Origin of the sequence: Chromobacterium subtsugae, from assembly GCF_001676875.1 — a bacterium.
Classification (GTDB): Bacteria; Pseudomonadota; Gammaproteobacteria; order Burkholderiales; family Chromobacteriaceae; genus Chromobacterium; species Chromobacterium subtsugae.
Genome location: NZ_JYKA01000008.1, coordinates 98,513 through 125,061, shown reverse-complemented (window position 1 = coordinate 125,061; position 26,549 = coordinate 98,513). Strand labels below are relative to the sequence as shown.

Annotated in this window: 21 protein-coding genes; 11 read left to right on the top strand and 10 right to left on the bottom strand. The window is 65.9% G+C overall.

Features of this window, described 5'->3' with window-relative positions:
* The first annotated feature begins 237 nt into the window (after positions 1-237).
* The 11 genes from MY55_RS12635 (at position 238) to MY55_RS12585 (ending at position 15,645) form a co-directional block, all read left to right on the top strand.
* Positions 238-2,367 carry a TonB-dependent receptor domain-containing protein gene (locus MY55_RS12635; RefSeq protein WP_065202440.1) on the top strand — a complete coding sequence of 710 codons (2,130 nt, stop codon included), beginning with the start codon at positions 238-240 and terminating at the stop codon, positions 2,365-2,367.
* A 116-nt stretch (positions 2,368-2,483) separates the two neighbouring features.
* Positions 2,484-2,765 carry a DUF2218 domain-containing protein gene (locus MY55_RS12630; RefSeq protein WP_043575337.1) on the top strand — a complete coding sequence of 94 codons (282 nt, stop codon included), beginning with the start codon at positions 2,484-2,486 and terminating at the stop codon, positions 2,763-2,765.
* Between the two features lie 10 nt (positions 2,766-2,775).
* Positions 2,776-3,885, top strand: a complete 1,110-nt coding sequence (locus tag MY55_RS12625) for an ABC transporter substrate-binding protein (protein ID WP_065202439.1) — start codon at positions 2,776-2,778, stop codon at positions 3,883-3,885.
* Positions 3,882-4,949 carry a FecCD family ABC transporter permease gene (locus tag MY55_RS12620; RefSeq protein ID WP_065202438.1) on the top strand — a complete coding sequence of 356 codons (1,068 nt, stop codon included), beginning with the start codon at positions 3,882-3,884 and terminating at the stop codon, positions 4,947-4,949. The genes MY55_RS12625 and MY55_RS12620 overlap by 4 nt, the downstream gene beginning before the upstream one ends.
* Positions 4,946-5,716: an ABC transporter ATP-binding protein gene (locus MY55_RS12615; RefSeq protein ID WP_065202437.1), complete on the top strand. Its 771-nt coding sequence runs from the start codon at positions 4,946-4,948 to the stop codon at positions 5,714-5,716. The genes MY55_RS12620 and MY55_RS12615 overlap by 4 nt, the downstream gene beginning before the upstream one ends.
* 131 nt (positions 5,717-5,847) lie before the next feature.
* A complete protein-coding gene (locus tag MY55_RS12610) occupies positions 5,848-9,750 on the top strand; it encodes a non-ribosomal peptide synthetase (protein ID WP_065202436.1) in 3,903 nt (1,300 codons plus the stop codon).
* Between the two features lie 209 nt (positions 9,751-9,959).
* Complete coding sequence (locus tag MY55_RS12605) at positions 9,960-11,138, top strand: isochorismate synthase (protein ID WP_065202435.1); 1,179 nt, start codon at positions 9,960-9,962, stop codon at positions 11,136-11,138.
* Positions 11,135-12,742: a (2,3-dihydroxybenzoyl)adenylate synthase gene (locus MY55_RS12600; protein WP_065202434.1), complete on the top strand. Its 1,608-nt coding sequence runs from the start codon at positions 11,135-11,137 to the stop codon at positions 12,740-12,742. Before MY55_RS12605 ends, MY55_RS12600 begins: the two co-directional genes overlap by 4 nt.
* A gap of 5 nt (positions 12,743-12,747) precedes the next feature.
* Positions 12,748-13,626 (top strand): isochorismatase, encoded by an 879-nt coding sequence (locus tag MY55_RS12595; protein ID WP_065202433.1) that lies wholly within the window; start codon positions 12,748-12,750, stop codon positions 13,624-13,626.
* 2 nt (positions 13,627-13,628) lie between these two features.
* On the top strand, positions 13,629-14,393 hold the full coding sequence (gene dhbA / locus MY55_RS12590; protein WP_047244338.1) for a 2,3-dihydro-2,3-dihydroxybenzoate dehydrogenase: 765 nt from the start codon (positions 13,629-13,631) through the stop codon (positions 14,391-14,393).
* Positions 14,394-14,538: 145 nt separating this feature from the next.
* Positions 14,539-15,645 (top strand): 3-deoxy-7-phosphoheptulonate synthase, encoded by a 1,107-nt coding sequence (locus MY55_RS12585; RefSeq protein ID WP_208856038.1) that lies wholly within the window; start codon positions 14,539-14,541, stop codon positions 15,643-15,645.
* Positions 15,646-15,744: 99 nt separating this feature from the next.
* On the opposite strand, the gene MY55_RS23480 is transcribed toward MY55_RS12585, so the two are convergent.
* The 10 genes from MY55_RS23480 to rimP all read right to left on the bottom strand — a co-directional run bounded on the left by MY55_RS23480 (position 15,745) and on the right by rimP (position 26,238).
* On the bottom strand, positions 15,745-16,068 hold the full coding sequence (locus MY55_RS23480) for a hypothetical protein (RefSeq protein WP_146008456.1): 324 nt from the start codon (positions 16,066-16,068) through the stop codon (positions 15,745-15,747).
* 187 nt (positions 16,069-16,255) lie between these two features.
* The gene (locus tag MY55_RS12580) at positions 16,256-16,669 is read right to left on the bottom strand and encodes a hypothetical protein (RefSeq protein WP_152681994.1); all 414 of its coding nucleotides are present in this window, start codon (positions 16,667-16,669) and stop codon (positions 16,256-16,258) included.
* 101 nt (positions 16,670-16,770) lie between these two features.
* Entirely contained in the window at positions 16,771-16,953 is a 183-nt protein-coding gene (locus tag MY55_RS12575) for a hypothetical protein (protein ID WP_065202432.1), read from the bottom strand.
* A 191-nt stretch (positions 16,954-17,144) separates the two neighbouring features.
* Entirely contained in the window at positions 17,145-19,289 is a 2,145-nt protein-coding gene (gene pnp, locus MY55_RS12570) for a polyribonucleotide nucleotidyltransferase (RefSeq protein WP_043575359.1), read from the bottom strand.
* A 195-nt stretch (positions 19,290-19,484) separates the two neighbouring features.
* On the bottom strand, positions 19,485-19,754 hold the full coding sequence (gene rpsO / locus MY55_RS12565; protein ID WP_043575361.1) for a 30S ribosomal protein S15: 270 nt from the start codon (positions 19,752-19,754) through the stop codon (positions 19,485-19,487).
* Positions 19,755-19,848: 94 nt separating this feature from the next.
* Positions 19,849-20,772, bottom strand: coding sequence for a tRNA pseudouridine(55) synthase TruB (truB, locus tag MY55_RS12560; protein ID WP_047237642.1), 924 nt, complete (start codon positions 20,770-20,772; stop codon positions 19,849-19,851).
* Complete coding sequence (gene rbfA / locus MY55_RS12555; RefSeq protein WP_043575366.1) at positions 20,769-21,185, bottom strand: 30S ribosome-binding factor RbfA; 417 nt, start codon at positions 21,183-21,185, stop codon at positions 20,769-20,771. Before rbfA ends, truB begins: the two co-directional genes overlap by 4 nt.
* A 169-nt stretch (positions 21,186-21,354) precedes the next feature.
* The gene (infB, locus tag MY55_RS12550) at positions 21,355-24,243 is read right to left on the bottom strand and encodes a translation initiation factor IF-2 (protein WP_065202431.1); all 2,889 of its coding nucleotides are present in this window, start codon (positions 24,241-24,243) and stop codon (positions 21,355-21,357) included.
* 39 nt (positions 24,244-24,282) lie between these two features.
* A complete protein-coding gene (nusA, locus tag MY55_RS12545) occupies positions 24,283-25,761 on the bottom strand; it encodes a transcription termination factor NusA (RefSeq protein WP_043575369.1) in 1,479 nt (492 codons plus the stop codon).
* Positions 25,762-25,812: 51 nt separating this feature from the next.
* Positions 25,813-26,238: a ribosome maturation factor RimP gene (rimP, locus tag MY55_RS12540; protein WP_065202430.1), complete on the bottom strand. Its 426-nt coding sequence runs from the start codon at positions 26,236-26,238 to the stop codon at positions 25,813-25,815.
* Between the last annotated feature and the right edge of the window lie 311 nt (positions 26,239-26,549).

Genomic DNA, 26,549 nt, shown 5'->3' with positions numbered 1-26,549 from the left:
GCGGACAGCCGCCGCCGGTGTCCTGGATGGCGGCGGTTTTCACGCGCGCGAACCTCGCCACTACGTCGCGCCAACGATAATGAAAACAATTCCTATTTACACAAAATAGACTTAATGCGAAAATAGCGGGCCATTTGACATTCTATTGCGCATTTATTCCATAAAAACGCAGCAACGATCGCCGCAGCGCGCCTGCCAAGTGGACATACGTTCCGTGATGAACTCTGGGTAATCAAAATGAAAAAAAATCGCCTCCCGCCTCGCGCCGTCGCCAGGCATGGTTTCCGTCTCGCCCTGCTGTCCGCCGCGGCAGGCAGCCTGCACATTCCCGCGGCCTTCGCCGCCGAATCCGAAGCGGTGCTGCCGTCGGTGGTGGTGACCGCCTCCGGCTACGAGCAGAAGATCAAGGAAGCCCCGGCCAGCATCTCGGTGATCACCCGCGAAGACCTGGAAAAGAAGCCGTTCACCAATCTGACCGATGCGATCCGCGACCTGGAAGGCGTCAACATCAACGGTTCCGGTCCGGGGGACAAGGACATTTCCATTCGCGGCATGCCCGGCGAATACACGCTGCTCCTAGTGGATGGCCGCCGCCAGAACACCCGCGAATCCCGCAGCCGCGGCACCGGCGGCTTCCAGCAGTACCAGATTCCGCCAATGGAGGCGATTGAGCGCATCGAAGTGGTGCGCGGCCCGATGTCGTCCTTGTACGGCTCCGACGCGATGGGCGGCGTGGTCAACATCATCACCCGCAAGGCGCCGAAGGAATGGCACGGTTCGATGACGCTGGGCGGCACCATCACCCAGCATTCAGATGAAGGCAATACCGGCCAGAGCAGCTTCTGGGTCGGCGGCCCGCTGGTGAAAGACCTGCTGTCGCTGCAAATCTACGGCGCGCTGAACAACCAGGCCGAAGACAACATCTACTACTCCAACAGCGGCGATGGAGGCAAAGTTGCGACTCACGCCTCAGACATCAACGCCAAACTGACCTTTACCCCGAACAAGGACAATGAGATCACGTTCGAGGCAGGGCACAACGAGCTGCGCAAGACCACCACGCCGGGCAAGAGCGTGGCCTCCCTAATAAAAGTCAAGGGAGGCTTTGGACCGAATACAAAAGACGACTATTTCGACACCAGGGATCACTGGAGCCTGAGCCACAACGGCAAATACGGCATCATCCGCTCCAATGTCGCGCTGTATCAGGAAATCGAGAAGCCCAGCCACAGCGCCAACAATATCGACGATGGCAAAGGCCTGAAGCTGACCAACACCACGTTGGATGGCCAGCTATCCTTCCTGTTCGACAGGCACACACTGAAACTCGGCACCCAAGTCGGCCAGCAGGTTGGCGACAACATGCGCGCCCAGGAAGCCATTGCCGGCTTCACCGGGCCGGCCAATCCGAACAAGATCACCGTCAATACCTGGGCACTGTTCGCCGAAGATACCTACGACATCACCGACAGCCTGAAGCTCACCGGCGGCGGCCGTCTCGACCACCACAGCGTGTTTGGCAGCCATTTCACGCCGCGTCTGTACCTGGTTGAGCAACTGAATTCGCAGTGGACTCTGAAAGGCGGCGCCGGCAAAGGCTTCAAGGCCCCGACCATCCGCCAGAGCACCGGCGGCTACTGCATGCGCACCGGGGCAGGCAACGAAGCAGGCGTTCTGTGCGGCAACTCCAATCTGAAGCCGGAGGAAAGCACTTCCTACGAGGCCAGCCTGCATTTCGATAACAACAAGGATCTGAGCGCCAACGCCACGCTGTTCTACAACGACTTCAAGAACAAGGTGGTCAGCTACGGAACGGATAAATTCTCCAATCAATACGATCCTGGTATCTCACCCGCTCGCATCTACGTCTACGACAACGTCGACTCCGTGAACATCCGCGGCCTGGAGCTCTCCGGCAGCTGGGCGTTCGCGCCGCGCTGGACCGTATCCGGCAACTACACCTACACCAAGTCCAAGCGCCACGGCGGCAAGGAAACCAGTTTCGGCGGCCAGTCTCTGGATGGCATGCCGCTGGACAAAACGCCTGAGCATGCGGGCAACGCCAAGCTGGCCTGGAACCCGATGGAAAAGCTGGATCTGTACACTCGCCTGAACTTCGAAGGCAAGCAGTACTACACCGGCTTCCGCAACGGCGCCAACGTCGCCCGCACTCGTGGCGGCTCCAGCACCTGGGACCTGGGCGGCACTTACCGCATCAACAAGACCTTCGACGTCAATTTCGCCGTGTTCAACGTCGGCGACCGCAAGGTGGCCATCGATGATCGAGGCCGCTACAACGGCCTGGACGGCAACTGGATGGTCGACGAGGGCCGCCGCTATTGGCTGACCCTGAGCGGCAAGTTCTAAACCCCGCGCTCCCCATCCGCACCGCAAAAGCGGACGGGAAGCTACGCACGGCAGTTGCCGGACCCCATCGGTCCGCCAACTGCCTGTTCCCGTTTTAAAAGAATGGAGAAATCATCATGCTGAGCAGCCGCGCTTCCCTCACCACCGCCAACGCCGACAAGGTGCTGTACAAACTGTGCAAGCACTACGCGCTGAAGGTGCCGGTGGATTTCGACACCGAGCGCGCCCATGTGCAGTTCCCCATCGGCACCTGCGACATCCAGCGCGCGGGCGACACGCTGGACATGGTGTGCGCGGCGGACGCGGCCGACAAGCTGGCCAAGATCGAATTCATCATGGACGAGCACCTGGGCTTGATGGCCAAGCAACCGGAACTCAAGCTCGACTGGCAAAAGTAAAGGACGCCCGATGAAGACCGTATTCTCCCGTTTGCTGGCCGCCACGCTGATCGCCGCCACCGCGCTGTCGGCCCAGGCCGCCACCATCACCGACATCGCCGGCCGCAAGGTGGAAGTGCCGGCCAAGGTGAACCGCATCCTGCTGGGCGAAGGCCGGCTGTTCTACTCGCTGGCGCTGCTGGAAGGCAAGCAGCCTCTGGCCCGCGTCGCCGGCTGGCAGGGCGATTTCCGCCAGCTGGACCCGCAAACCTACGCCCAATACAAGAAACGCTTCCCGGAGATCGACCGCATCCCGCTGATCGGCAAGACCAGCGAAAACTCGGTCAGCGCCGAGAAGGTGCTGACGCTGAAGCCGGACATCGCCATCTTCAGCATTTCCGGCCACGGTCCGGGCCTGAACAATCCCATCGTCCAGCAGCTGCAGGCGGCCAAAGTGCCGGTGGTGTTCGTCGATTTCCGCAACGCGCCGCTGGAGCACACCGTGCCCAGCCTGCGCATCATGGGCAAGGCGCTGCAGCGCGAGGCCGAGGCCGAGCGCTTCATCCGCTTTTACCAAAGCCGGATAGACGCCATCCGCAAGACGGTGGCCGCCATCCCGGCGCAGCAGAAGCCCAATGTCTTCCTTGATCTGCGCGCCGCCGCCTTCCCCAACGTCACCAGCGCCGGCAAAGGCAGCCTGGGCGAGCTGGTGGATGCCGCTGGCGGCGTCAATATCGGCGACAAGCTGATTCCCGGCGCGGTGGGCGAGGTGAACATGGAACACGTGCTGGCCTCCAAACCCGACTGGTACATCGGCACCGGCACCGCCGACGCGGCCGACAAGATCGGCATCCAGTTCGGCGCCGACATCTCGCCGGCCCAGGCCCGCGAATCGCTGGCCCGCGCCGCCGCGCGCAAACCGGTGGGCGCGCTCGCCGCCGTGCGCGACGGCCGCACCTTCGGCGCCTGGCACCACTTCTACAACACGCCCTACCACATCGTGCTGCTGGAAGCCTTCGCCAAGACGCTGCAGCCGGCGCGCTTCGCCAAACTGGACCCGGACGCCAGCTGGCAGCAGCTGCACCGCGACTTCCTGGCGATTCCGCCGCAGGGCACCTACTGGGTCAAGGGAGGCAAATGAACGATTCCACCCTGCCCCCGCTCACCGCCGCCGCGGTGAGCGGCGACTACCGCCGCGCGCTGCTGCGCCGGCTGCTGCTGGTGGCCGGCCTGTTGGCGCTGCTGGCGCTGTCGCTGTCGCTGGATGTCACCACCGGCGCCAGCGGCATGCCGCTGGCCGAATTCTGGCGCACGCTGCTGGAACCGTCCGCAGCCGATCCGGCCACCGCCGTCATCGTCTGGGACATCCGCCTGCCCTACGCGCTGATCGCCGTCGGCGCCGGCCTGGCGCTGGGCCTGGCCGGCGCGGAGATGCAGACCGTGCTGCACAACCCTCTGGCCGACCCATTCACGCTGGGCCTGCAGCCGGCCGCTGCCTTCGGCGCGGCGCTGGCGCTGCTGCTGGGCATCAGCCTGCCCGGCATTCCCGCGTCGTGGATGCTGCCGGTCAATGCCTTCGTGTTCGCGCTGGGCTCGGCGCTGCTGCTGAACCTGGTGGCGCGCTGGACGCGGATGGCTGCCAGCGGCGTGGTGCTGTTCGGCATCGCGCTGTTCTTCAGCTTCAACGCCCTGGTGTCGCTGCTGCAATTCGTCTCCACCGCCGACGCGCTGCAAGACCTGGTGTTCTGGCTGATGGGCAGCCTGTCCCGCGCCGACTGGCCCAAGATCGGCCTGATCTTCGCCGCCTTCGCGCTGATCCTGCCGTGGTCGCTGGCCAACGCCTGGCGGCTGACCGCGCTGCGCCTCGGCGAGGACCGCGCCGCCAGCTTCGGCATCGACGTGCGCCGGCTGCGGCTGACCGCGCTACTGCGCGCCAGCCTGCTCACCGCGCTGGCGGTGGCCTTCGTCGGCACCATAGGCTTCATCGGCCTGATCGCGCCCCACATCGCCCGCAGGCTGGTGGGCGAGGATCACCGCTTCTATCTGCCGGTGAGCGCGCTGACCGGCGCCGCCATCCTGTCCATGGCCTCGGTGGTCACCAAGAACCTGATTCCCGGCGTCATCGTGCCGGTGGGCATCGTCACCGCGCTGGTGGGCATCCCCTTCTTCATCGTCATCGTCTTGCGCAACGGAGGCCGGACATGAGCGAGCAGCTGTCCATCGAGAACCTGTCGGTCAGCTACGGCAAGCGCCGCGTCATCGACAAGCTGTCCGTCCCCTGTATGCGGGCGGGCGAGGTCACCGCCCTGCTCGGCCCCAACGGCAGCGGCAAGTCCACCCTGCTGCGCGCGCTGGCCGGCCTGCAGGGCGGCGACGGCCTGGTCCGCCTGCGCGGCCGCCCGCTCAGCCGCCAACGCGGCGAGGTGGCCTACCTGCCGCAGACGCTGCCGCCCAGCGTGCACCTGACAGTGTTCGAATCGCTGATGGTGGCCGGCCAGGCCACCGCCGCCGGCCTGTTCCGCCGCCACGACGACCAGCAGGTGTTCGCGCTGCTGCAATCGCTGGGCATCGACCACCTGGCGCTGCACTTCCTCGACCAGCTCTCCGGCGGCCAGCGCCAGCTGGTGGGCATCGCCCAGGCGCTGATCCGCGAGCCGGCGGTGCTGCTGCTGGACGAGCCGCTGTCGGCGCTGGACCTGAATTACCAGTTCCACGTGATGGACCTGCTGCGGCGCGAAACCCGCCGCCGCGGCATGGTGACGGTGATCGTGCTGCACGACCTGAACGCGGCGCTGCGCCACGCCGACCGGGCGCTGATGCTGAAAGCCGGCCAGCTGCTGGCCAACGGCGATCCGGACCAGGTGATAGACGCCGCCACGCTGCAAGCGGTCTACGGCGTCAACGGCCGGGTGGAGCGCTGCTCGCAAGGCGTGCCGCACGTGCTGGTGGACGGCCTGGCCGCCATCCGCTGAGCCGGGGACGGCAGCCGGCTGCCGTCCCGCCGCCACAATCACATTGAAATTGATACTCAATCGCATTTATGATGTCAGCCTTCGCTCAGAGGCCGCCAAACGGCCCGCAACCATAACAGGCAGACATCCCCATGACCGAGACTCCCACGCGCCTTCCCGTCAGCCATGCCCAATACGGCATCTGGATGGGGCAGCGGCTGGCGCCCGACAATCCGGGCTACTGGACCGCCGAAGCCACCGAGCTTGACGGCCCGCTGGACATCGACGCCTTCCGCGCCGCCGCCGCCGCCGCGCTGGCGCACTGCCCGGCGCTGCGCATGCGCTTCGAATTCGACGGCGAACAGCTGTGGCAATGCCCGCAAGCCGCCCCCGCGCAAGCGCTGCCCTGGCACGACCTGAGCGGCGCGGCCGATCCCGAAGCCGCGGCGGATGCCTGGATGCGCGAAGCGCTGTCCCGCCCCTGCGACCCGGCGGCGGACCCGCTGCACCGCAGCGCGCTGCTGCAACTGGGACCTCATCGTTTTCTGTGGTATGTGCAAACCCACCATATCGCGCTGGACGGCTTCGCCTACGGCCTGCTGGCCAAGGCCGTATCCGCGCGCTACAACGCCGCCCAACGCGGCCAGGACGCGCCGCCGCTGCCCGACTGGCGGCTGGAGCCGGTGCTGGCCGAAGACCAGGCTTACCAAGCGTCCGAACAGCGCGAGCGGGACCGCGCGTTCTGGACCGCGCGGCAACAAGCCTTCCCTCCCGCCGCCACATTGGCGCCGCCGCAACCGCTGGCCGACAGCGTGCGCAAAGCCGGCCGCGCGCTGACCGCAAGCCAGATCGACGCCTGGCAGCGCGCCGCCAAGGCCTGCGGCGTCAACTGGGCCGCCTGGCTGATGGCGGCGACCGCTGCCTGGCTGGCACGCCGCAGCGGCCGGCGCGCCATCACCCTGGGCCTGCCGGTGATGAACCGCATGGGCTCGGCCGCGCTGGCCGTGCCGTGCATGGCGATGAACATCGCGCCGTTCAGCCTGCGGCTGGACCCGGCCGCCAGCCTGGGAGAGCTGGCCCGCCAGGCCGCCGCCGGCCTGCGCGACATCCGCCCCCACCAGCGCTACCGCTACGAATGGCTGCGCGGCGATCTGGGCCGGCTGGACGGCCGCCAGCGGCTGTTCGGCCCGGTGCTCAACCTGATGCCCTTCGACCGCCACGCGCCGTTCGACGGCCTGAAAACCCGCATCCGGCCGATCAGCTCCGGCCCGGTGGAAGATCTGTCGATCAACATCAGCCTGCTCAACACCGAATGGCGGCTCAGCCTGGAAGCCCATCCGGACGCCTATCCGGCCGAGCGGCTGGACGCGCTGTGGCATGAGCTGCCGCAATGGCTGGACCAACTGGCCCATGCCGAGCCCGGCACGCCGCTGGCGAGCTTGCTGCCGGACTTGCCGCCGCTGTCCATTCTGCAAGGCCCGGCGCTGGAACGGCCCGCTGTCCCGGTGATGGAGCGGCTGGCCGCGCAGGCCGTCGCGCAGCCCGACGCGGTCGCGCTGGAAGGCGAAGGCCAGGCCCTCAGCTACCGCCAGTTGCTGGACCGCGCGCGCGCGCTGGCCGGCCGCTTGAAGGCCCAGGGCCTGGAAGACGGCGATCGCGTCGCCATCCTGCTGCCGCGCTCGGTGGACGCCATCGTCGCCATCCTCGGCACGCTGTGGGCCGGCGGCTGCTATGTCCCGCTCGATCCGCTCGGCCCATCGGCCCGGCTGGCCATGGTGCTGGACGACGCCCGCCCCAGGCTGGCGCTGACCCATCGCCGCTGGGCCGCGCTATGCGGCGACGCGCCGGCGCTGTGCCTGGACGAAGCGCCGGGCGAAGACGCGCCGCGTCTGGACGCTTGCGCCGCCGGCGTCGACAGCCCGGCTTACCTGCTCTACACCTCCGGCTCCACCGGCAAGCCCAACGGCGTGCTGGTCGGCCACCGCGCGCTGGCCCACTTCGTCTCCAGCGCCGGGCAGTTCTACCGCGTCCATGCCGGCGAGCGCATCCTGCAGTTCGCGCCGCTGCATTTCGACGCCAGCATCGAGGAAATCTTCCTGGCGCTGTGCCACGGCGGCACGCTGGCATTGCGCGACGACGCGATGCTGGAATCGATGCCGGCCTTCGCCGACGCCGTCGCGCGGCTGAAGATAGACGTGCTGGACCTGCCCACCGCCTTCTGGCACGAGCTGGCTTACGCGCTGACGCCGGAATTGGCCGGCCGGCTGTCCCGCGTCCGCCTCGCCATCATCGGCGGCGAGGCCGCGCTGACCGAGCGCGCGCGCCGCTGGCGCGAGCTGCTGCCGGATGCCACGCTGCTCAACAGCTACGGCCCCACCGAGGCCTCCATCATCGCCACCGGCGCCGCGCTGTCCGGCCCGGACGCGGTGTGGGACGGCGGCGACGACATTCCCATCGGCCTGCCGCGCCCCGGCGTGGCCGCCGCCATCGTCGACGCCGGCCTGCAACCGGTGGCGCAGGGCGAGGAAGGCGAGCTGTGCCTGCTGGGTGACGCGCTGGCCATCGGCTACCTGGGCCGCGACGAGCTGACCGCCCGCCGCTTCGTGGCGCTGGACGCGCTGCCCGGCGCGCCGCGCGCCTACCGCACCGGCGACCGCGCCGTCTGGCAGGGCGGCCAGCTGCGCTTCCTCGGCCGGCTGGACCACGAGCTGAAGATCAGCGGCCTGCGCATCGACCCGGCCGAAGTGGAAAACGCGCTGCTGGCCTGCCCCGGCGTGCGCGAGGCCGCGGTGATCGGCTTGCCGCAGGCCGGCGGCGGCTACACGCTGGCCGCCTTCCTCGCCGCCGACGCGGAGCCGGATGCCGGCGCGCTGCGGCGCCAGTTGGCCGAACGGCTGCCCGCCGCCGCCATTCCCGACCGCTGGCAATGGCTGGAACAGCTGCCGCGCAACGTCAACGGCAAGATAGACCGCAAGCAACTGGCCGCGCTGAGCGATGCCCCGGCCCGCGACGCGTCCCCGGCCGCCGAGGCCACGCCGCTGGAGCGGCAGATCATGGAAGTGTGGAGCCAGGTGCTGGGCCGCATGCCGGAAGGCCCGCACGCCAACTTCTTCGCGCTGGGCGGCAAGTCGCTGCAGGCGATCCAGGCCGCCAACCGGCTGGCCCAGCTGCTGCAGCGCGAAGTCGCCGTATCGGCGCTATTCAGCTACAACACCGTCGCCGCGCTGGCGCAGGCGCTGAGCGCGCCGGCCGCCCACCGTCCGCCATCAGCGAGCCAGGGCGGCGAGTTCGCGCCGCTGCTGACCATCCAGCCCGGCAAGCTGCCCGCGCTGTTCTGCCTGCATCCGGCGGAAGGATTGTCCTGGTGCTATCTGGGACTGGCGCGCCACCTGCCGGACACCGCCATCTACGGCCTGCAGGCCACCGGCATCCAGGGCGAGGCGCCCGCCAGCTTCGACGCCATGGTGGCCGATTACGTCGCCCGCATGCGCGCCGTCCAACCGTGCGGCCCGTACCGGCTGCTGGGCTGGTCGCTGGGCGGCGCGCTGGCGCAGGCGATGGCCGCCGCGCTCGCCGCCGCCGGCGAAACCGTGGAGCTGCTGGCGCTGATGGACAGCTACCCCGCCGCCTGCTGGGAAACGCGGCCGCAACCCCAATTGCACGACGCCTTGGTGACGGTGCTTAGCGTCAACGGCGAGGTGGACGCCGACGCCGACGGACTGCCGCTGGACAACGAGGCCATCTACCAGCGCCTGCTGCGTCCCGGCAGCCCGCTGGCGCCGCTGGGCCGCGCCGCGCTGGAAAAACTGGGCCAGGCCTCGTTGCACGGCATGCGCCTGTTCCGCGACAGCCGCACGCCGGCCTACGCCGGCGACGTGCTGTTGTTCCGCGCCGGCCGCCACCCCGGCGACGCGCCGACGCCGGCCGACTGGCAGCCCTATCTGCAAGGCCGGTTGGACTGCGTGGAGCTGGACTGCGACCACTTCGGCATGAGCGATCCGGAACCGATGCGCCGCATAGGAGAAGAGCTGGCCCGCCGCTTGCAATCTATTTAACGCGGTCAATCCGGCGCGGCCGCCGCCGCGCCACCCCGCACGATCATGCCAAATCCATTCATGATCGTGCTTTTTCACGCCCATCAACCCCCAAATACCCTGACTTTACGCTATTCCCAACGCATGGAATCGGCAGCATCCAGTTGACAACCTTCTGCTTTGAATATACCTTGAACGATAATTATTATCATTATCATCGGAGTTAAGCCATGCACACCCAGTCGGCCGCGACCGGCAACGCCGAAGACGGCGAGTTTTATTTCCTGTCGTCCCACCGCAGCCTGAAGGCCGGCGGCATACACTCCCGAATCGATACCCCCGCGCGCGGCGCGCTCGACGCCGGCAGCGCCTTTTCCCGCGAAGTGGCCGAAGCCTTCGCCCGCGCCCGCGCCGACGGCATCGCCTCCCCGGTGCTGATGGGTGCCATCCCCTTCGACATCGATCAGCCGTCCGAACTCTTCATCCCCGCCCGCCACGCCTTCTTCGACCGCCAAGAACGCTTGCAGGCTGCCACCCAGCGCGCCGGCGACGGCGGCAAGGTGGTCGGCTCGCGCAGCATCCCGGACGAGCAAGGCTTCAAGGCAGCCGTCAGCCAGGCCATAGAGCGCTTCGGCCGCGGCGAGATCCGCAAGGCGGTGCTGTCGCGCGTGCTGGAAGTGGACTTCGACCGCCCGGTGTCGGCGGAGCGCGTGTTCGACGCCGTCTGCGCGCAAAACCCCAACGGCTACCAGTTCCAGCTGCCGCTGGCAGGCGGCGGCCGCCTGGTGGGCGTCAGCCCCGAGCTGCTGCTGCAGAAGGAAGGCGCGCGCGTGCGCACCTTCCCGCTGGCCGGCTCCGCCAAGCGCCAGAGCGACCCGGCGGCCGACGCCGCCGCCAGCGCCAAGCTGCTGGATTCGTCCAAAGACCATTACGAGCACAGCCTGGTCATCGACGACATCCAGAACGTGCTGGGCCCCTATTGCGCCGAGCTATCCATCCCGTCCGCGCCGTCGCTGCTGGGCACCCGCGCGATGTGGCACCTGGGCTCGCCAATAGACGGCGTGCTCGCCGACGCCTCGCTGCCGATTTTGCAGCTGGCCTGCCGCCTGCACCCGACGCCGGCCATCTGCGGCTTCCCCACCCAGGCTTCCCGCCAGCTGATCCGCGAGATCGAGCCGTTCGAGCGCGGCGTGTTCAGCGGCATCGTCGGCTGGTGCGACGAGCATGGCAACGGCGAATGGGCGGTGACCATACGCTGCGCCACCGTGGCCGATACCCGCGTGCGGCTGTTCGCCGGCGCCGGCATCGTCGCCGCGTCCACCCCGGAGTCGGAATGGGCGGAAACCCAGGCCAAGCTGGGCACCATGCTGGGCGCCTTCGGCCTGTCCGGCCAGGAGGCGGCGGCATGAGCGTAGCCTTCACCCGCTGGCCCGACGACCTGGCGGCGCGCTATCGCGCCGCCGGCTACTGGAACGACCAGCCGATGACCGAGATGCTGGCCCGGCAATGCCGCGAGCGTCCCGACGCGCCGGCCGTGCTGTGCGGCGAGCGCGAGATCAGCTACGCCGAGCTGGACCGCCGCGCGGGCAACCTGGCCGCCTGGCTGCTGGCGCGCGGCGTGGCCCGCCACGACACCGCGCTGGTGCAGCTGCCCAATGTCGCCGAGTTCTACATCGCGCTGTTCGCGCTGTTCAAGATCGGCGCCGCCCCGGTCAACGCGCTGTTCAGCCACCAGAAGCTGGAGCTGTCGGCCTACGCCCGCCAGATCCAGCCCAAGCTGCTGATCGCCGACCGCCGCCACCCGCTGTTCGGCGACGACGCGATGGCGGACGAACTGGCGGCCATCTCCCCGGCGCTGAGCGTGCGCCTGTTCGCCAACGACGAGCTGGAAGCCGTGCTGGAGCGGGACTGCGGCGGCCTGCCGGAGCAAGCCGGCCCCAGCGCCGCCGACGAAGTGGCGTTCTTCCAACTGTCCGGCGGCAGCACCGGCACGCCCAAGCTGATTCCGCGCACCCACAACGATTACTTCTACAGCGTGCGCCGCAGCGCCGAAATCTGCGAGCTCGGCCCGCATACCCGCTTCCTGTGCGCGCTGCCTGCGCCGCACAACTTCCCGCTCAGCTCGCCGGGCGCGCTCGGCGTGTTCCACGCCGGCGGCGCGGTGGTGTTGGCGCCTAATCCGGAAGCGCTGGCCTGCTTCGCGCTGGTGCAGCGCCACCAGGTGGACATCGCCGCGCTGGTGCCGCCGGCCGTCGCGCTGTGGCTGCAAGCCGCGCCCGGCCGCGAATCCCAGTTGAAGAGCCTGAAGCTGCTGCAGGTCGGCGGCGCCAGCTTCGCCGAAGCCACCGCCCGCCAGGTGCCGGAAGTGCTGGGCTGCAAGCTGCAACAGGTGTTCGGCATGGCCGAGGGCCTGGTCAACTACACCCGCCTGGACGACGGCGACGACATCGTCTATGGCTGCCAGGGCCGGCCGATGAGCGACGCCGACGAAGTGAAGGTGGTGGACGAAGCCGGCCACCCGGTGCCAATCGGCGCGCCGGGCATGCTGGCCACCCGCGGCCCCTACACCTTCCGCGGCTACTACCTGGCCCCGGAACACAATGCCCGCGTATTCGACAACGAAGGCTTCTATTACTCGGGCGACGTGGTGGTGGCCGACGAGCGCGGCTACCTGCGCGTGGTCGGCCGGGTCAAGGACCAGATCAACCGCGGCGGCGAGAAGATCGCCGCCGAGGAGATCGAGCACCTGCTGCTGCAACACCCGCAGGTGGCCCAGGCCGCGCTGGTGGCGATGCCCGACGCGATGCTGGGCGAGAAGAGCTGCGCCTACGTGGTGGCGCATGAGGACGGACTGAAATCGGTGGCGCTGCGCCGCTTCCTGCGCGAGCAGGGCGTGGCCGACTACAAGCTGCCCGACCGTTTCGAACTGGTAAACACCCTGCCGCTGACCCATGTCGGCAAAATAGACAAACAAGCGCTGCGCGGCATGCTGGCCGCCGCGGCCGGAGCCTGAACACCATGAGCATTCCCAAGCTGAACGCCTACCCGCTGCCGCAGGCGGCCGACTTCCCCGCCAACAAGACCGACTGGCGCGTGGAGCCCAAGCGCGCCGCGCTGCTGATCCACGACATGCAGCGCTACTTCCTGGCCTTCTACGGCGAGGACAGCGCGCTGGTCAATGAACTGGTATCCAAAGTGGACGCGCTGCGCCGCTGGGCCGACAGCCACGGCGTGCCGGTGATCTACACCGCGCAGCCCACCGAACAAAAGCCGGAAGACCGCGCGCTGCTGAACGATATGTGGGGCCCGGGCCTGACCACCGCCGATCCGGCGGTGCAAGTGGTGACCCCGCGGCTGGCCCCGCGCGAGCAGGACACCGTGCTGGTCAAATGGCGCTACAGCGCCTTCCAGCGCAGCGACCTGCAGGAAAGAATGCAAGCCTGGGGCCGCGACCAGTTGGTGATCTGCGGCGTCTACGCCCACATCGGCTGCATGATGACCGCCTGCGACGCCTTCATGCGCGACATCCAGGCCTTCATGGTCGGCGACGCGGTGGCGGACTTCAGCGAGGAAGAGCACAAGATGGCGCTGCGCTACGTGGCCACCCGCTGCGGCGCGGTGATCTCGCAGTCCGACCTAGCGGTTGCCGGCGGCGACGCCGCGCTGACCCGCGAATGGCTGAAGGCCCAGGTGCTGACCGTGCTGGAAGACGGCGACGACAGCCTGGCCGGCGGCGACAACCTGCTGGACTACGGCCTGGACTCCATCCGCGTGATGGAGCTGGTGGCGCAATGGCAGAAGCTGGGCCTGGAAATCGGCTTCGAAGATTTGGCCCAGGACCTGACGCTGGACGGCTGGTGGGCCGCCATCGAGGCCAAGCTGCCGCAGGAGGCCTGATCATGGTCGGACTGGATTTCACCGGCCAATGCGTGTGGGTGACCGGCGCGGCCCAGGGCATAGGCCAGGAGGTGGCGCGCCGCTTCGTCGAGGCCGGCGCGCGCGTCGTGGCGCTGGACCTGCAGTTCGAACAAGCGGCCGCGCATTGCGGCGTGATGCGCGAGCTGCCGCTGGACATCCGCGACGCCGACGCCGTGGCCGCGCTGTGCCGCCGCCTGGCCGAAGAGGACGCGCTGCCGGACGTGCTGGTCAACGCCGCCGGCGTGCTGCGCCTGGGCGCGTTCGACGCGCTGTCGGTCGACGACTGGCAGCAGTGCCTGGCCGTCAACGTCAGCGGACCGTTCTACCTGCTGCGCGCGCTGATGCCGCACTTCAAGGCGCGCCGCGCCGGGGCCATCGTCAACGTCGCCTCCAACGCCGCCCACGTGCCGCGCATAGCCATGGCCGCCTACGGCGCGTCAAAGGCGGCGATGGCCAGCCTCAGCCACAACGCCGCGCTGGAGCTGGCGCCGTACGGCGTGCGCTGCAACGTGGTGTCGCCCGGCTCCACCGACACGCCGATGCTGCGCGGCATGTGGCAGGACGAGCACGGCGCCGCCAGCACCATCGCCGGCAAGCCGGAAGCGTTCCGCCTGGGCATCCCGCTGGGCAAGCTGGCCACCCCGGCCGACATCGCCGGCGCGGTGCTGTACCTGGCTTCCGACCTGGCCGGCCACGTCACGATGCAGGACATCGTGGTGGACGGCGGCGCCACCCTGGCCGCCTAGCATGCGGCCGCCGCGACGAAAAGCAGGCCTGCGCGCCGCCGGCGCGCGGCCGCCCTGTCGCCGACACCGGGGCCGCGCGCCGGCCCTGCCGCAAACGACGGGCTGAATCCGCGGCTCGTTTGCGGATCATCCTGTGGAGAACATCATGACTACGCTTGCCAGGCCGGAACACGGCCTACTCGCGCCCGAACACGGCCACGCGTCGCCGCCGTCCAGCCAGGCCGACTACCGCTCGATGGCCAGCCCCGCCGAATTATTGCGCAGCCTGCCGGCCAGCGCGCGCGCCAGCGCCTCGGTCCATGCCGGCCGCGACGCGGTGAAGAAAGTGCTGAACGGCAGCGACCCGCGCTGGCTGGTGGTGGTGGGCCCCTGCTCCATCCACGACCCGCGCGCCGGCCTGGACTACGCCGCCCGGCTGGCGGAGCTGGCCGCCGAACTGGACGACACGCTGCTGATCGTGATGCGCGCCTACTTCGAAAAGCCGCGCACCAGCGTGGGCTGGAAGGGCCTGATCAACGACCCCTATATGGACGACAGCTACTGCGTCGATGAGGGCATGCACATCGCCCGGCGCTTCCTCTTGGCCGCCGCCGAACTGGGCCTGCCGCTGGCCGGCGAGGCGCTGGACCCGCTATCGCCGCTGTACTTGGCCGACCTCTACAGCTGGACGGCGATCGGCGCGCGCACCACCGAATCGCAAATCCACCGCGAACTGGCCTCGGCGCTGGACAGCGCGGTGGGCTTCAAGAACAGCACCGACGGCACGCTGGACGCGGCGCTGAACGCCATCGTCTCCGCCAGCGCGCCGCACGCCTACCTGGGCATGGGCAAGGACGGCCGGGTGGCGGTGGTGAACAGCCGCGGCAACCCGCACTGCCACCTGGTGCTGCGCGGCGGCGGCGGCCGGCCCAACTATGATTCGGTGAGCATTGCGCTGGCCGAACAGGCGATGAAGAAGCACGACATCCCGCCGGCCATCATGGTGGACTGCGCGCACGCCAACTCGTGGAAGCAGCACACGCTGCAGCCGCGCGTGCTGGCCGACGCGGTATCCCAGATCCGCCACGGCAACCGCAGCATCCGCGCCTTCATGCTGGAAAGCTTCATCGAGCCGGGCAATCAACCCATCCCGGCCAACCTGGCCGAGCTGCGCTATGGCTGCTCGGTGACCGATCCCTGCGTGGACTGGAACACCACCGCCGACATCCTGCGCGACGCCCGCGCCAAACTGCGGCCGCTGCTAAAACATTGAGCGACCGCTTGCGGGCCATGTCGCCAACATGGCCCGCTACCTCGCTAACCTTAACCATTCCTTCTCGGTCACATGCCAGGCTCACCCGCCGGTCAACCCTCAGGACAAGTGCTGCCCATCGTCAAAAGCTCCTGAACTTACTAGGGCTTGGGCAATCTGTGAAACAAGTCCGGCCTCTGGAAAGAAGCCAAGCTTATGCAACTGCTGCAGTACCGTTTCAAATTGGCGGTAAGAAATTGCATGACCTTCCGCTGCGTTGTTGGCAAGATTCTCCAACTCGGTCGCGAGCAGTAATATTTGACCTTGCTTTTCTTGCGTCTCATTGGTACCCGCTAACTCTGGCCCAATTTTGATAAAGCATCCAGAAGTTGATCGAACGTGATCCGCAAGAGTCCTGAGTACACTTTCCGCCGAGTGTCTCATATCATTCTCCTTCGCTTCAGCACACCCCAGATATACATGCAGGCCAAACAAAGCGCGGTTTAAAATTATCAAATTAACTCACCTGCGGCCAAATCCGCGCCACAATGGTTGCCTCCTCTAAAGATGCACCTCTTCCTTGCACTGCGATGGTCGCTAGCCAACTCATGCAGCGAACGAGGCTAATCCTCTAAGGCTCCATTTGCTGAAGCTGAGCCTGCTCCCTATCCGGCCCAGGCGGCAGATAATGCTGGATCTGCTGCAGGAAAACCGTTCCCGCCGCCAGCAAAGCCAATGCGGCGACGCATCGTTTCAGCCAGCGCAGCCGCAGCGTCAATATCCAGACCAGCCAACTGCCGATGCTGACCAGCAAGGGCAGGAACTGGGTGAACAGCGAGATCGCCCCATAATACTGGGGCAAACGCGGATTCATATAGCCGATGCCGATCACGAACAGGACAAAACCGTAAAAACACCAAGCGAAAACCACGCCAGGCACAAATACAATGATGCGCATCGCCAGCGACCTGCCCTCAGCGCAAGCTTTCTCCGCATCCTCAACCCGCACCGCATCTCCCGCGCCAAACCCGCCATTCCATCCCAACCCGCCATTCCTGACAAGCAGGCCCAAGCAACAAACAAATTGATCGGCAAGCCAGATCCGAGCGTGCCGCCACAGCGCAGTCGCCAGCCTAGCCGCGCTTACTAGCGCCGAGATGGCGCGCCGTATGCCGCATAGTACTGTTCGAAAACAGTGGTCAGCTCGTCAAAACCCATGCTGGCTGAAATGTAGATCGGGCTACCGCGCGTTTTCCAGCTGATGCGCGCCAGCATTTGCTTGAACAATCCGAGCTCGCGCAAGTATTTTTCAGGCTCCGCCACATCCATCGCGTCTTTCTCTCTGCCTCCGACCCGCCACTTAATACCAAAATCATACGATAAAATTTATTTTCGGCATTTTAACATGGCGCTTTCGAAATCCGCCCATCGCCGCATCCCAGCCCACGCACGAAAAAACCCCCGCCGGGGCGGGGGTTGTCGTTTGAGTCCGGCCACCCCGCAGGATGGCGGCAAACTGCTTACTGGGTCTTCAGGCCGAAGGAATCAGCGGTCGCCTGGGCGGTTTTCGCTTCTTCTTCCAGCAGGGCCTTGATGGACAGGCGGATGCGGCCGCGGTCGTCCATTTCGATGGCCTTGACCTTCACCACTTGGCCTTCCTTCAGGTAGTCGGCCACGTTCTTGATACGCTCGTTGGCGATCTGAGAAATGTGGACCAGACCATCCTTGCCCGGCAGGATGGAAACGATGGCGCCGACGTTGTTGTCGAGGATCTTGACCACGGTGCCTTCGTACACCTTGCCCACTTCCACTTCAACGGTGATCTCTTCGATGCGCTTCTTGGCCGCTTCCGCGCCCTCGTTGCTGATCGAAGCGATGGTGATGGTGCCGTCTTCCTCGATGTTGATCTCGCAGCCGGTGTCCTTGGTGATGGAGCGGATGGTTTCGCCGCCCTTGCCGATCACTTCGCGGATCTTTTCCGGGTTGATCTTCATCACGTACAGGCGCGGAGCGTGGGCGGACAGTTCTTGCGGGCCGTCCACGGCTTCCTTCATCAGGCCCAGGATGTGCAGACGGCCTTCCTTGGCCTGGTCCAGCGCAACCTGCATGATTTCCTTGGTGATGCCCTGGATCTTGATGTCCATCTGCAGCGCGGTGATGCCCGAAGCGGAACCGGCTACCTTGAAGTCCATGTCGCCCAGGTGGTCTTCGTCGCCCAGGATGTCGGTCAGCACCGCGAAGCGGTTGCCTTCCAGGATCAGGCCCATGGCGATGCCGGCCACGTGCGCCTTCAGCGGCACGCCGGCGGACAGCAGCGACAGGCAGCCGCCGCACACGGAAGCCATCGACGAGGAGCCGTTGGATTCGGTGATTTCCGACACCACGCGCATCGAGTAGCCGAATTCGTCTTCCGGCGGCAGCACCGCTACCAGCGCGCGCTTGGCCAGGCGGCCGTGGCCGATTTCACGGCGCTTCGGCGGACCCATGCGGCCGGCTTCGCCGGTGGAGTACGGCGGGAAGTTGTAATGCAGCATGAAGCGCTCGGTGTATTCGCCGGCCAGCGCGTCGATGATTTGTTCGTCCTGCTTGGTGCCCAGCGTGGTCACGACCATCGCCTGGGTTTCGCCGCGGGTGAACAGCGCGGAGCCGTGGGTGCGCGGCAGCACATTGTTGCTGATGCGGATCGGACGCACGGTGCGGGTGTCGCGGCCGTCGATGCGCGCTTCGCCTGCCAGGATCTGGCCGCGGACGATTTCAGCCTCCAGGCCCTTGAAGATGCCCTTGATCTCGTTGGCCACCAAGGTGTCGGTGGTTTCGTTGATCAGCGCAGCCTTGACTTCGGCCCAGGCTTCGTTGATGACCACGGTGCGCGCTTGCTTCTGGCGCAGGCGGAAAGCGTCGGCCAGCTTGGCGCCGGCGATGCCGCGCACTTGGGCGATCAGCTCTTCGTTGGCTACCGGAGCGGCCCAGTCGAACATCACCGGGTTCACTTCGTCGGCCAGTTCGTTGATGGCCTTGATCGCGGCTTGCATCTGCTCGTGGCCGAACACCACGGCGCCCAGCATCACGGCTTCGGACAGTTCCTTGGCTTCGGATTCCACCATCAGCACGGCGCGCTGGGTGCCGGCGACAACCAGGTCCATCTGCGACGATTGCAGTTCGGTCTTGGTCGGGTTCAGGATGTATTCGCCATCGGCGTAGCCGACGCGGGCGGCGCCGATCGGGCCGGCGAACGGCAGGCCGGAAATGGCCAGCGCGGCGGAAGCGCCGATCATCGCCGGAATGTCGGAATCCACTTCCGGATTCAGCGACATCACGGTGGCGACGATCTGCACGTCATGGTAGAAGCCTTCCGGGAACAGCGGGCGGATCGGACGGTCGATCAGGCGGCTGGTCAGCACTTCTTTTTCCGACTGTTTGCCTTCGCGCTTGAAGAAGCCGCCCGGGATTTTGCCGGCGGCGTAGGTGCGCTCCAGGTAGTCTACGGTCAGCGGGAAGAAGTCCTGGCCCGGCTTGACTGACTTGCCGCCAACCACGGTCACCAGCACTACGGTGTCGTCTACGGATACGATGACGGAGCCGGATGCCTGGCGGGCGACTTCGCCGGTCTCCAGGGTGACGGTGTGGCGGCCGTACTGGAACGATTTGGTGATCTTGTTGAACACGAGGGTTTCCCTATCTTGAGTTCGATTATCAAAACACGCGAGCCGGAAAAAACAACGGGAACCCCTAAAAATTCTGACCTGCACGATAGATCGGAATTCTTAGAGGCTCCCCCCGTTGTTACGACAATATGGCCCGCTTTGCTGCCGGTGTGAAAAAGTCGCAGCAAGCTGCGACTTTTTCAGAACCGTTGCCGATTACTTGCGCAGGCCCAGGCGGGCGATCAGCGCGCGGTAAGCGTCAGCGTCGGTGGTCTTCAGGTAGTCCAGCAGACGGCGGCGACGGCTAACCATCTTCAGCAGACCACGACGGCTGTGGTGGTCCTTGGTGTTGGCCTTGAAGTGGGGGGTCAGGTCGTTGATGCGCGCGGTCAGCAGGGCAACCTGCACTTCGGACGAACCGGTGTCGCCTTCAGCGCGTTGGAAGCTCTTGACGATTTCAGCTTTTTGTTCGGCGGTCATTGCCATTTGGATTACTCCAGTTTCATTTAGGGGGTTTGAAAACCCGACAAGTGCGGCGAGCCGGAAAACCAACCCATTCCACACTCCGGTAGTTTGCCGCTCAGGACGTTGCCGCCTGGTTGGCCAGGAGCCGGATCGGATGCAGGCGACCATCGTCGCGCGCCTCGCCCAGCCCCATGAAGCGCCGGGTAGACTTTTGGTATACCCGGAAGCGCTGCATTTTCTCACACTTTTCAGCAAAAAGCACGGCTTGTCCGTTCATGAACTTGCCGATTTCGCCGTCGGCCAGTTCGGTTTCCGGAAAATGTTGCACCAGCACGTCGGCCGGCAGCAGCAAGGCTTCGCGCCCGGCCATCTCCAGCGCCTCCAGCGCCGCCAGCGTGTGCGCTTCGTCCAGGCCGAAGCCGCCGGTGGCGGTGCGGCGCAGCGCGGTCAAATGCGCGCCGCTGCCCAAGGCTTCGCCGATGTCGCAAGCCAGGGTGCGGATATAGGTGCCCTTAGTGCACAGCACGTCGATTTCGGCAGACACGCCGTCGAAGGCCAGCAGCTCCAGCTTGCGGATGGTCACCCGGCGCGCCTCGCGCGGCACTTCGATGCCGGCGCGCGCGTATTCGTACAGCGGCTTGCCCTGGTGTTTCAGCGCCGAATACATCGGCGGCACCTGGCTGATTTCGCCGCGGAACGACGCCAGCGCGGCTTCCAGCTGTTCGCGGCTGAAGCTGACCGGCCGCTCGGACACCACTTCGCCCTCGACATCGCCCGTCGTCGTCACCGCGCCGAATTTCACCGTGGCGCGGTAGCCCTTGTCGGCGTCCAACAGATACGAGGAAAACTTGGTGGCCTCGCCCAGGCACACCGGCAGCAGCCCGGTGGCCAGCGGGTCCAGCACGCCGGTATGGCCGGCCTTGGCGGCGTTCAGCAGCCAGCGCGCCTTTTGCAGCGCGTTGTTGCTGGAGATGTCGTAAGGCTTGTCTATCAGCAGCACGCCGTCGATCTGGCGCTTGGTGCTGCGCGGCTTGCTCATTCCTTGTCGCCTTCGCCCGCTTCTTCGCCAGGCGCGGCGGTGCCGAATTTTTCCGCGTCTTCGCGCGCCACCTGATTGATCAGGCTGGTCAGGTGCATGCCGCGCTCCACCGACTCGTCGTAGACGAAATGCAGCTGCGGCATGCTGAACATCTTGATGCTGCGGCCCAGTTCGTTGCGCAGGTAGCCGGCGGAGCTTTCCAGCGCCTCCTGGGTGGCCGCGCGGGTGGATTCCACCATTACGGTGTAATACACCTTGGCGTGCGAGTAATCGCGGGTCACTTCCACCTGGGTGATGGTGATCCAGCCCGCGCGCGGGTCTTTCAGGCCGGTGCGGGTCAGTTCTGCCAGCTCGCGCTGGATCTGCTCGGACACGCGGTCGGCGCGGGAGAAACCTTTTTTGGCTTTTGCCATGTCACTTCCAATTCTGTTCTGTCGCGGCCGGTTCGGCCGCCTGGCCGCAAACCCCGGCAAAGCGCACGCCTGTCGGCATGCGCTTTGCGGGTTTTTGCAGCATCGATATGAAAAAGGGCGAGCGCCCGCCGGCCTTTCGGCCAACCGGCACCCGCCCCTGGCGTTCCCCTTACAGGGAGCGCGCCACTTCCACGATCTCGAACGCTTCCAACTGGTCGCCTTCTTGGATGTCGTTGAAGTTCTTCAGCATCAGGCCGCATTCGTAGCCTTGACGCACTTCCTTCACGTCGTCCTTGAAGCGCTTCAGCGATTCCAGTTCGCCGGTATGCACCACCACGTGGTTGCGGATCAGGCGGACCGAAGCGGTGCGCTTGATCATGCCGTCGGTGACCATGCAACCAGCGATGTTGCCGACCTTGGACACCGAGATCACCTGACGGATCTCGACGGTACCCAGAATCTGCTCCTTCTTCTCCGGAGCCAGCATGCCGGACAACGCAGCCTTCACCTCGTCCACGGCATCGTAGATGATGCTGTAGTAGCGGATGTCCACGCCTTCGTTTTCGGCCAGCTTGCGCGCGGCGGCGTCGGAGCGGGTGTTGAAGCCGATCACGATGGCCTTGGAGGCGATCGCCAGGTTGATGTCCGATTCCGAAATGCCGCCCACGCCGGAGTGCAGGATGGAGACGCGCACTTCGTCGGTGGACAGTTTTTGCAGGCTGCCCGCCAGCGCTTCGTACGAACCCTGAACGTCGGCCTTGATGATCAACGACAGGGTCTGCACTTCGCCTTCGGTCATCTGGGCGAACATGTTCTCCAGCTTGGAAGCCTGCTGCTTGGCCAGACGCACGTCGCGGAACTTGCCGGCGCGGAACAGCGCGATTTCACGCGCCTTCTTCTCGTCGGCCAGCACCATGGTGTCCTCGCCCGCTTGCGGCACGTCGGACAGACCCAGGATTTCCACCGGGATAGCCGGGCCGGCCGATTCGATCGGCTTGCCGTTTTCGTCCATCATCGCGCGGACGCGGCCGAAGGCGGTGCCAGCCAGCACCACGTCGCCCTTCTTCAGGGTGCCGGACTGAACCAGCAGCGTGGCGACCGGACCGCGGCCCTTGTCGAGGCGGGCCTCGACGATGATGCCCTTGGCCATCGCGTCGACCGGAGCCTTCAATTCCAGCACTTCGGCTTGCAGCAGGATGGCTTCCAGCAGCGCATCGATATTGGTGCCCATCTTGGCGGACACTTCGATGAACTGGGTATCGCCGCCCCAATCTTCCGGGACCACTTCGTGCGACACCAGCTCCTGGCGGATGCGCTCGACGTTGGCGCCCACCTTGTCGATCTTGTTGACCGCCACCACCATCGGCACCTTGGCGGCCTTGGCGTGGTGGATCGCTTCGATCGTTTGCGGCATCACGCCGTCGTCGGCAGCCACCACCAGCACGACGATGTCGGTGGCCTTGGCGCCGCGGGCACGCATCGCGGTAAACGCTTCGTGGCCCGGGGTATCCAGGAAGGTGATCATGCCGCGCGGGGTTTCCACGTGGTAGGCGCCGATGTGCTGGGTAATGCCGCCGGCTTCGCCCGCGGCGACCTTGGCGCGGCGGATGTAGTCCAGCAGCGAGGTCTTGCCGTGGTCGACGTGGCCCATTACGGTCACCACCGGGGAACGTGGCAGTTCCACCACTTCGACAGCTTCGCCATCGGTCACTTCCAGGTAGGCTTCCGGATCGTCCGCCTGGGCGGCCTTCGGCTTGTGGCCCATTTCTTCCACGACGATCATCGCGGTTTCCTGGTCCAGCACCTGGTTGATGGTCACCATCATGCCCATCTTCATCAGGGCCTTGATCACTTCCACGGCCTTGACGGCCATGCGGTGGGCCAGTTCGGCCACCGTGATGGTTTCCGGCACCAGCACTTCATGGACGATCGGTTCGGTCGGGGCCTGGAAAGCGTGCTGATTGTTGCTTTGCTTGTGCTTGCCCTTGCCGCCGCGCGACTTCCAATCGTTGCCGGCGTCGCCGCCCTTGGTCTTCAGACCGCCGCGGCCGCCCTTCTTGTTGTCATCCCAGCGGTCGCCGCCCTTCTTGTTGCCGCCTTTCTTAGCATCCGGACGGCCGGCGACGGTAGCCGGAATCGCCGGAGCGCCGGGCGCGCCAGCCGTAGCCGGACGCGGGCCGCGGTTATCGCCAGCCGGGCGCGGGCCGCGGTTGTCGCCAGCCGGACGCGGGCCACGGTTGTCGCCAGCCGGGCGCGGGCCGCGGTTGTCGCCAGCCGGACGCGGGCCACGGTTGTCGCCAGCCGGGCGCGGGCCGCGGTTGTCGCCAGCCGGACGCGGGCCGCGGTTGTCTCCAGCCGCCGGACGCGGGCCGCGCTCATCGCGCTGCTCTCGTTGCGGTTCCGGCGCGCGCGGGGCCTCCACCACCGGAGCCGGCTGCGATGCGGCCAGCTTGGCTGCCTGACGGCGCTCTTCGCGTTCGATCTTTTCGCGCATCAGCTCTTGCTGACGGGCGCGGAATGCCGCCTGGCGCTTTTCCTCGGCTTCACGCGCGGCGATTTCTTCCGGCGACAGGATGGAGGCCACGGTGCGGGCCGCCGGAGCCGGCTTCGGTTCCGGCTTGGGCTCGACCTTGGGTTCCGGCTTCGGCTCAGGCTTGGCCTCCACCTTCGGCTCCGGTTTCGGCTCCGGTTTCGGTTCCGGTTTGGCTTCCACCTTGGGCTCAACCTTGGGCTGCTCGATCTTCGCCTCCACCGGAGCAGCCGCCTTCGGCGCCTCTTCCGGGCGAACGACCACGCGCTTCTTGCGGGTTTCCACGGTCACGGTGCCGCCGTCCGCCTTCTTCACTTCGGAAGTGGACTTGCGGGTCAGCGTGATGTTGGAATCCTCGCGGGCGCCATGAGAGCGCTTCAGGTAGTCCAGGAGCTGGGACTTGTCTTGCGCCGACAGTGTGTCTTCCGGCGAGCGCTTGCTCACACCGGCAGCCTTCAGCTGTTCCAGCAGGCGTTCCGGCGTGAGATTCATCTCACCGGCAAATTGTTTTACATTCGTCAAAACCATGCGTCTTCCCAAATTCCGTAAATACTTCCCGAGAAAGCCTTACTGGTTGAACCAGTGTTCGCGCGCCTTCATGATGATGGCGCGTGCAGCTTCCGCTTCCATGCCGGTCATGTCCACCAGATCGTCAACGGCCAGGTCGGCCAGATCGTCGCGGGTGGACACGCCGCCTGCGGCCAGCTTGCGAACCAGCTCGGCATCCAGGCCTTCAACGTCCTTCAGGTCGTCGGATACATTTTCAACCTGCTCTTCGGACGCGATGGCCTGCGTCAGGAGCGCATCACGGGCGCGGCTACGCAGCTCGCCCACCAGCTCCTCGTTGAAGCCTTCGATTTCCAGCATTTCTTCCAGCGGCACATAGGCCACTTCTTCCAACGCGGCGAAACCTTCGCCGACCAGCTTCGCGGCGGTCTCTTCGTCCACGCTCAACGCGGTGACGAACAGCTGACGCAACGCAGCGTCTTCCGCCTGGTTCTTCTCTTCCGCCTCGGCGACGGTCATGATGTTCAGGTACCAGCCGGTCAGCTCTGCAGCCAGCTTGACGTTCTGGCCGCTGCGGCCGATGGCCAGCGCCAGCTGCTCTTCCTCGACGATCACGTCCATGCTGTGATTGTCTTCGTCCACCATGATGCGGCTCACCTCAGCCGGCGACAGCGCGTTGATCACGAACTGGGCCGGTTCCGGCGCCCACAGCACGATGTCGACCCGCTCGCCCGCCAGTTCCTGCGTGACGGCCTGTACGCGGGAGCCGCGCATGCCGATGCAGGTGCCTTGCGGATCGATGCGCGCGTCGTTGGCCTTGACGGCGATCTTGGCGCGCATGCCCGGGTCGCGCACGGCAGCGCGGATTTCCAGCATGCCTTCGTCGATCTCCGGCACTTCCAGCTCGAACAGCTTGGTCAGGAATTCCGGCGCGGTGCGCGACAGGATCAGCTGCGGGCCGCGGCCCTGGCGATCGATGCGCAGCAGGTAGGACTTCACGCGGTCGCCCACGCGCAGGTTTTCCTTCGGAATCATCTGGTCGCGCGGCAGAACGGCTTCCAGCTTGCCGCACTCGACGATGGCGTTGCCGCGCTCGATGCGCTTGATGGTGCCGATCACCAGGTGCTCGCGGCGCTGCAGGAACTCGTTCAGGAGCTGCTCGCGCTCGGCGTCGCGGATGCGCTGCAGGATCACCTGCTTGGCGGTCTGCGCGCCGATGCGGCCGAACTCGACCGCTTCCATCGCGTCTTCGATGACGGCACCGACCTCCACCCGCGGATCGCGCTCGCGGGCGTCGGTCAGACCGATTTCCTTGCTCTCGGACTCAAGCAGGTCGTCCTCCACCACCGTCCAGCGGCGGAAGGTCTGATGCTGACCGGTGTGGCGGTCGATCTCGACGCGCACATCCATCTCGTCATCGGTAAACTTCTTTTTGGTTGCCGAAGCAAGCGCCATCTCAAGGGCGGAAAACACCACATCCTTGCTGACATTCTTTTCGCTCGCCAGGGCATCCACCAGCAACAAAATCTCGCGACTCATGCATTCCTCTCCGAATTTTGTCCTTTTACGTGGCCCAGTGCCGCGCCGACCTCAAAACTCAGGCTCAATCCTGGCCTTGTCGATATTGGCAAACGGTATCGCCACGATGCGGCCATCCACCTCAAGCTTCACGGAGCCGTCTTCGACCCCGGCAAGACGACCGGTAAATTTCTTCTGCTGCTCGATCGGCATGCGCGTCTTGATCTTGGCGAGCTGACCTGCGAAACGGACAAAATCGGCTTCCTTCTTCAGAGGACGATCCAGGCCCGGCGAAGACACTTCCAGCCGCTCGTAGTCCACGTTCTCGACCATGAAGAGTCGAGTGAGGTGATTGCTCACCAGCACGCAGTCTTCCACGGTGATGCCACCGGGCTTGTCGATAAATACGCGAAAACCGCCACCCGGGGTGATTTCAAAATCGACCAACTCGTAGCCGAACCCCTGCAGTGTGCTTTCCAGCAGCAAACGAACATCCATTGCTTTTTCCACAAATAAAAAATGGGCGAAACGCCCATCCCTAACCGCTGCGATTGTAACCTATTTCCAAAGAAAAGAAAACCTTGTAGCCCCTCCCGCCTCCAGCCGGAGGCCGGGCTATGCCAGACAATTTTTGCGAGACGATTTCAGTTACGGTACATTACCGCGGATCAAACCCAAGTTTGAGCGCAGCGGCCCGAAGCCGCCAAGACAACGACTAAAAAAATAGCGACACGCTAAACCGATTCGCCTCCGGCCCGCCGGGGGCGATGCTCGCTAAAACAACCTGCACGACGGAGAAACCCGGATTT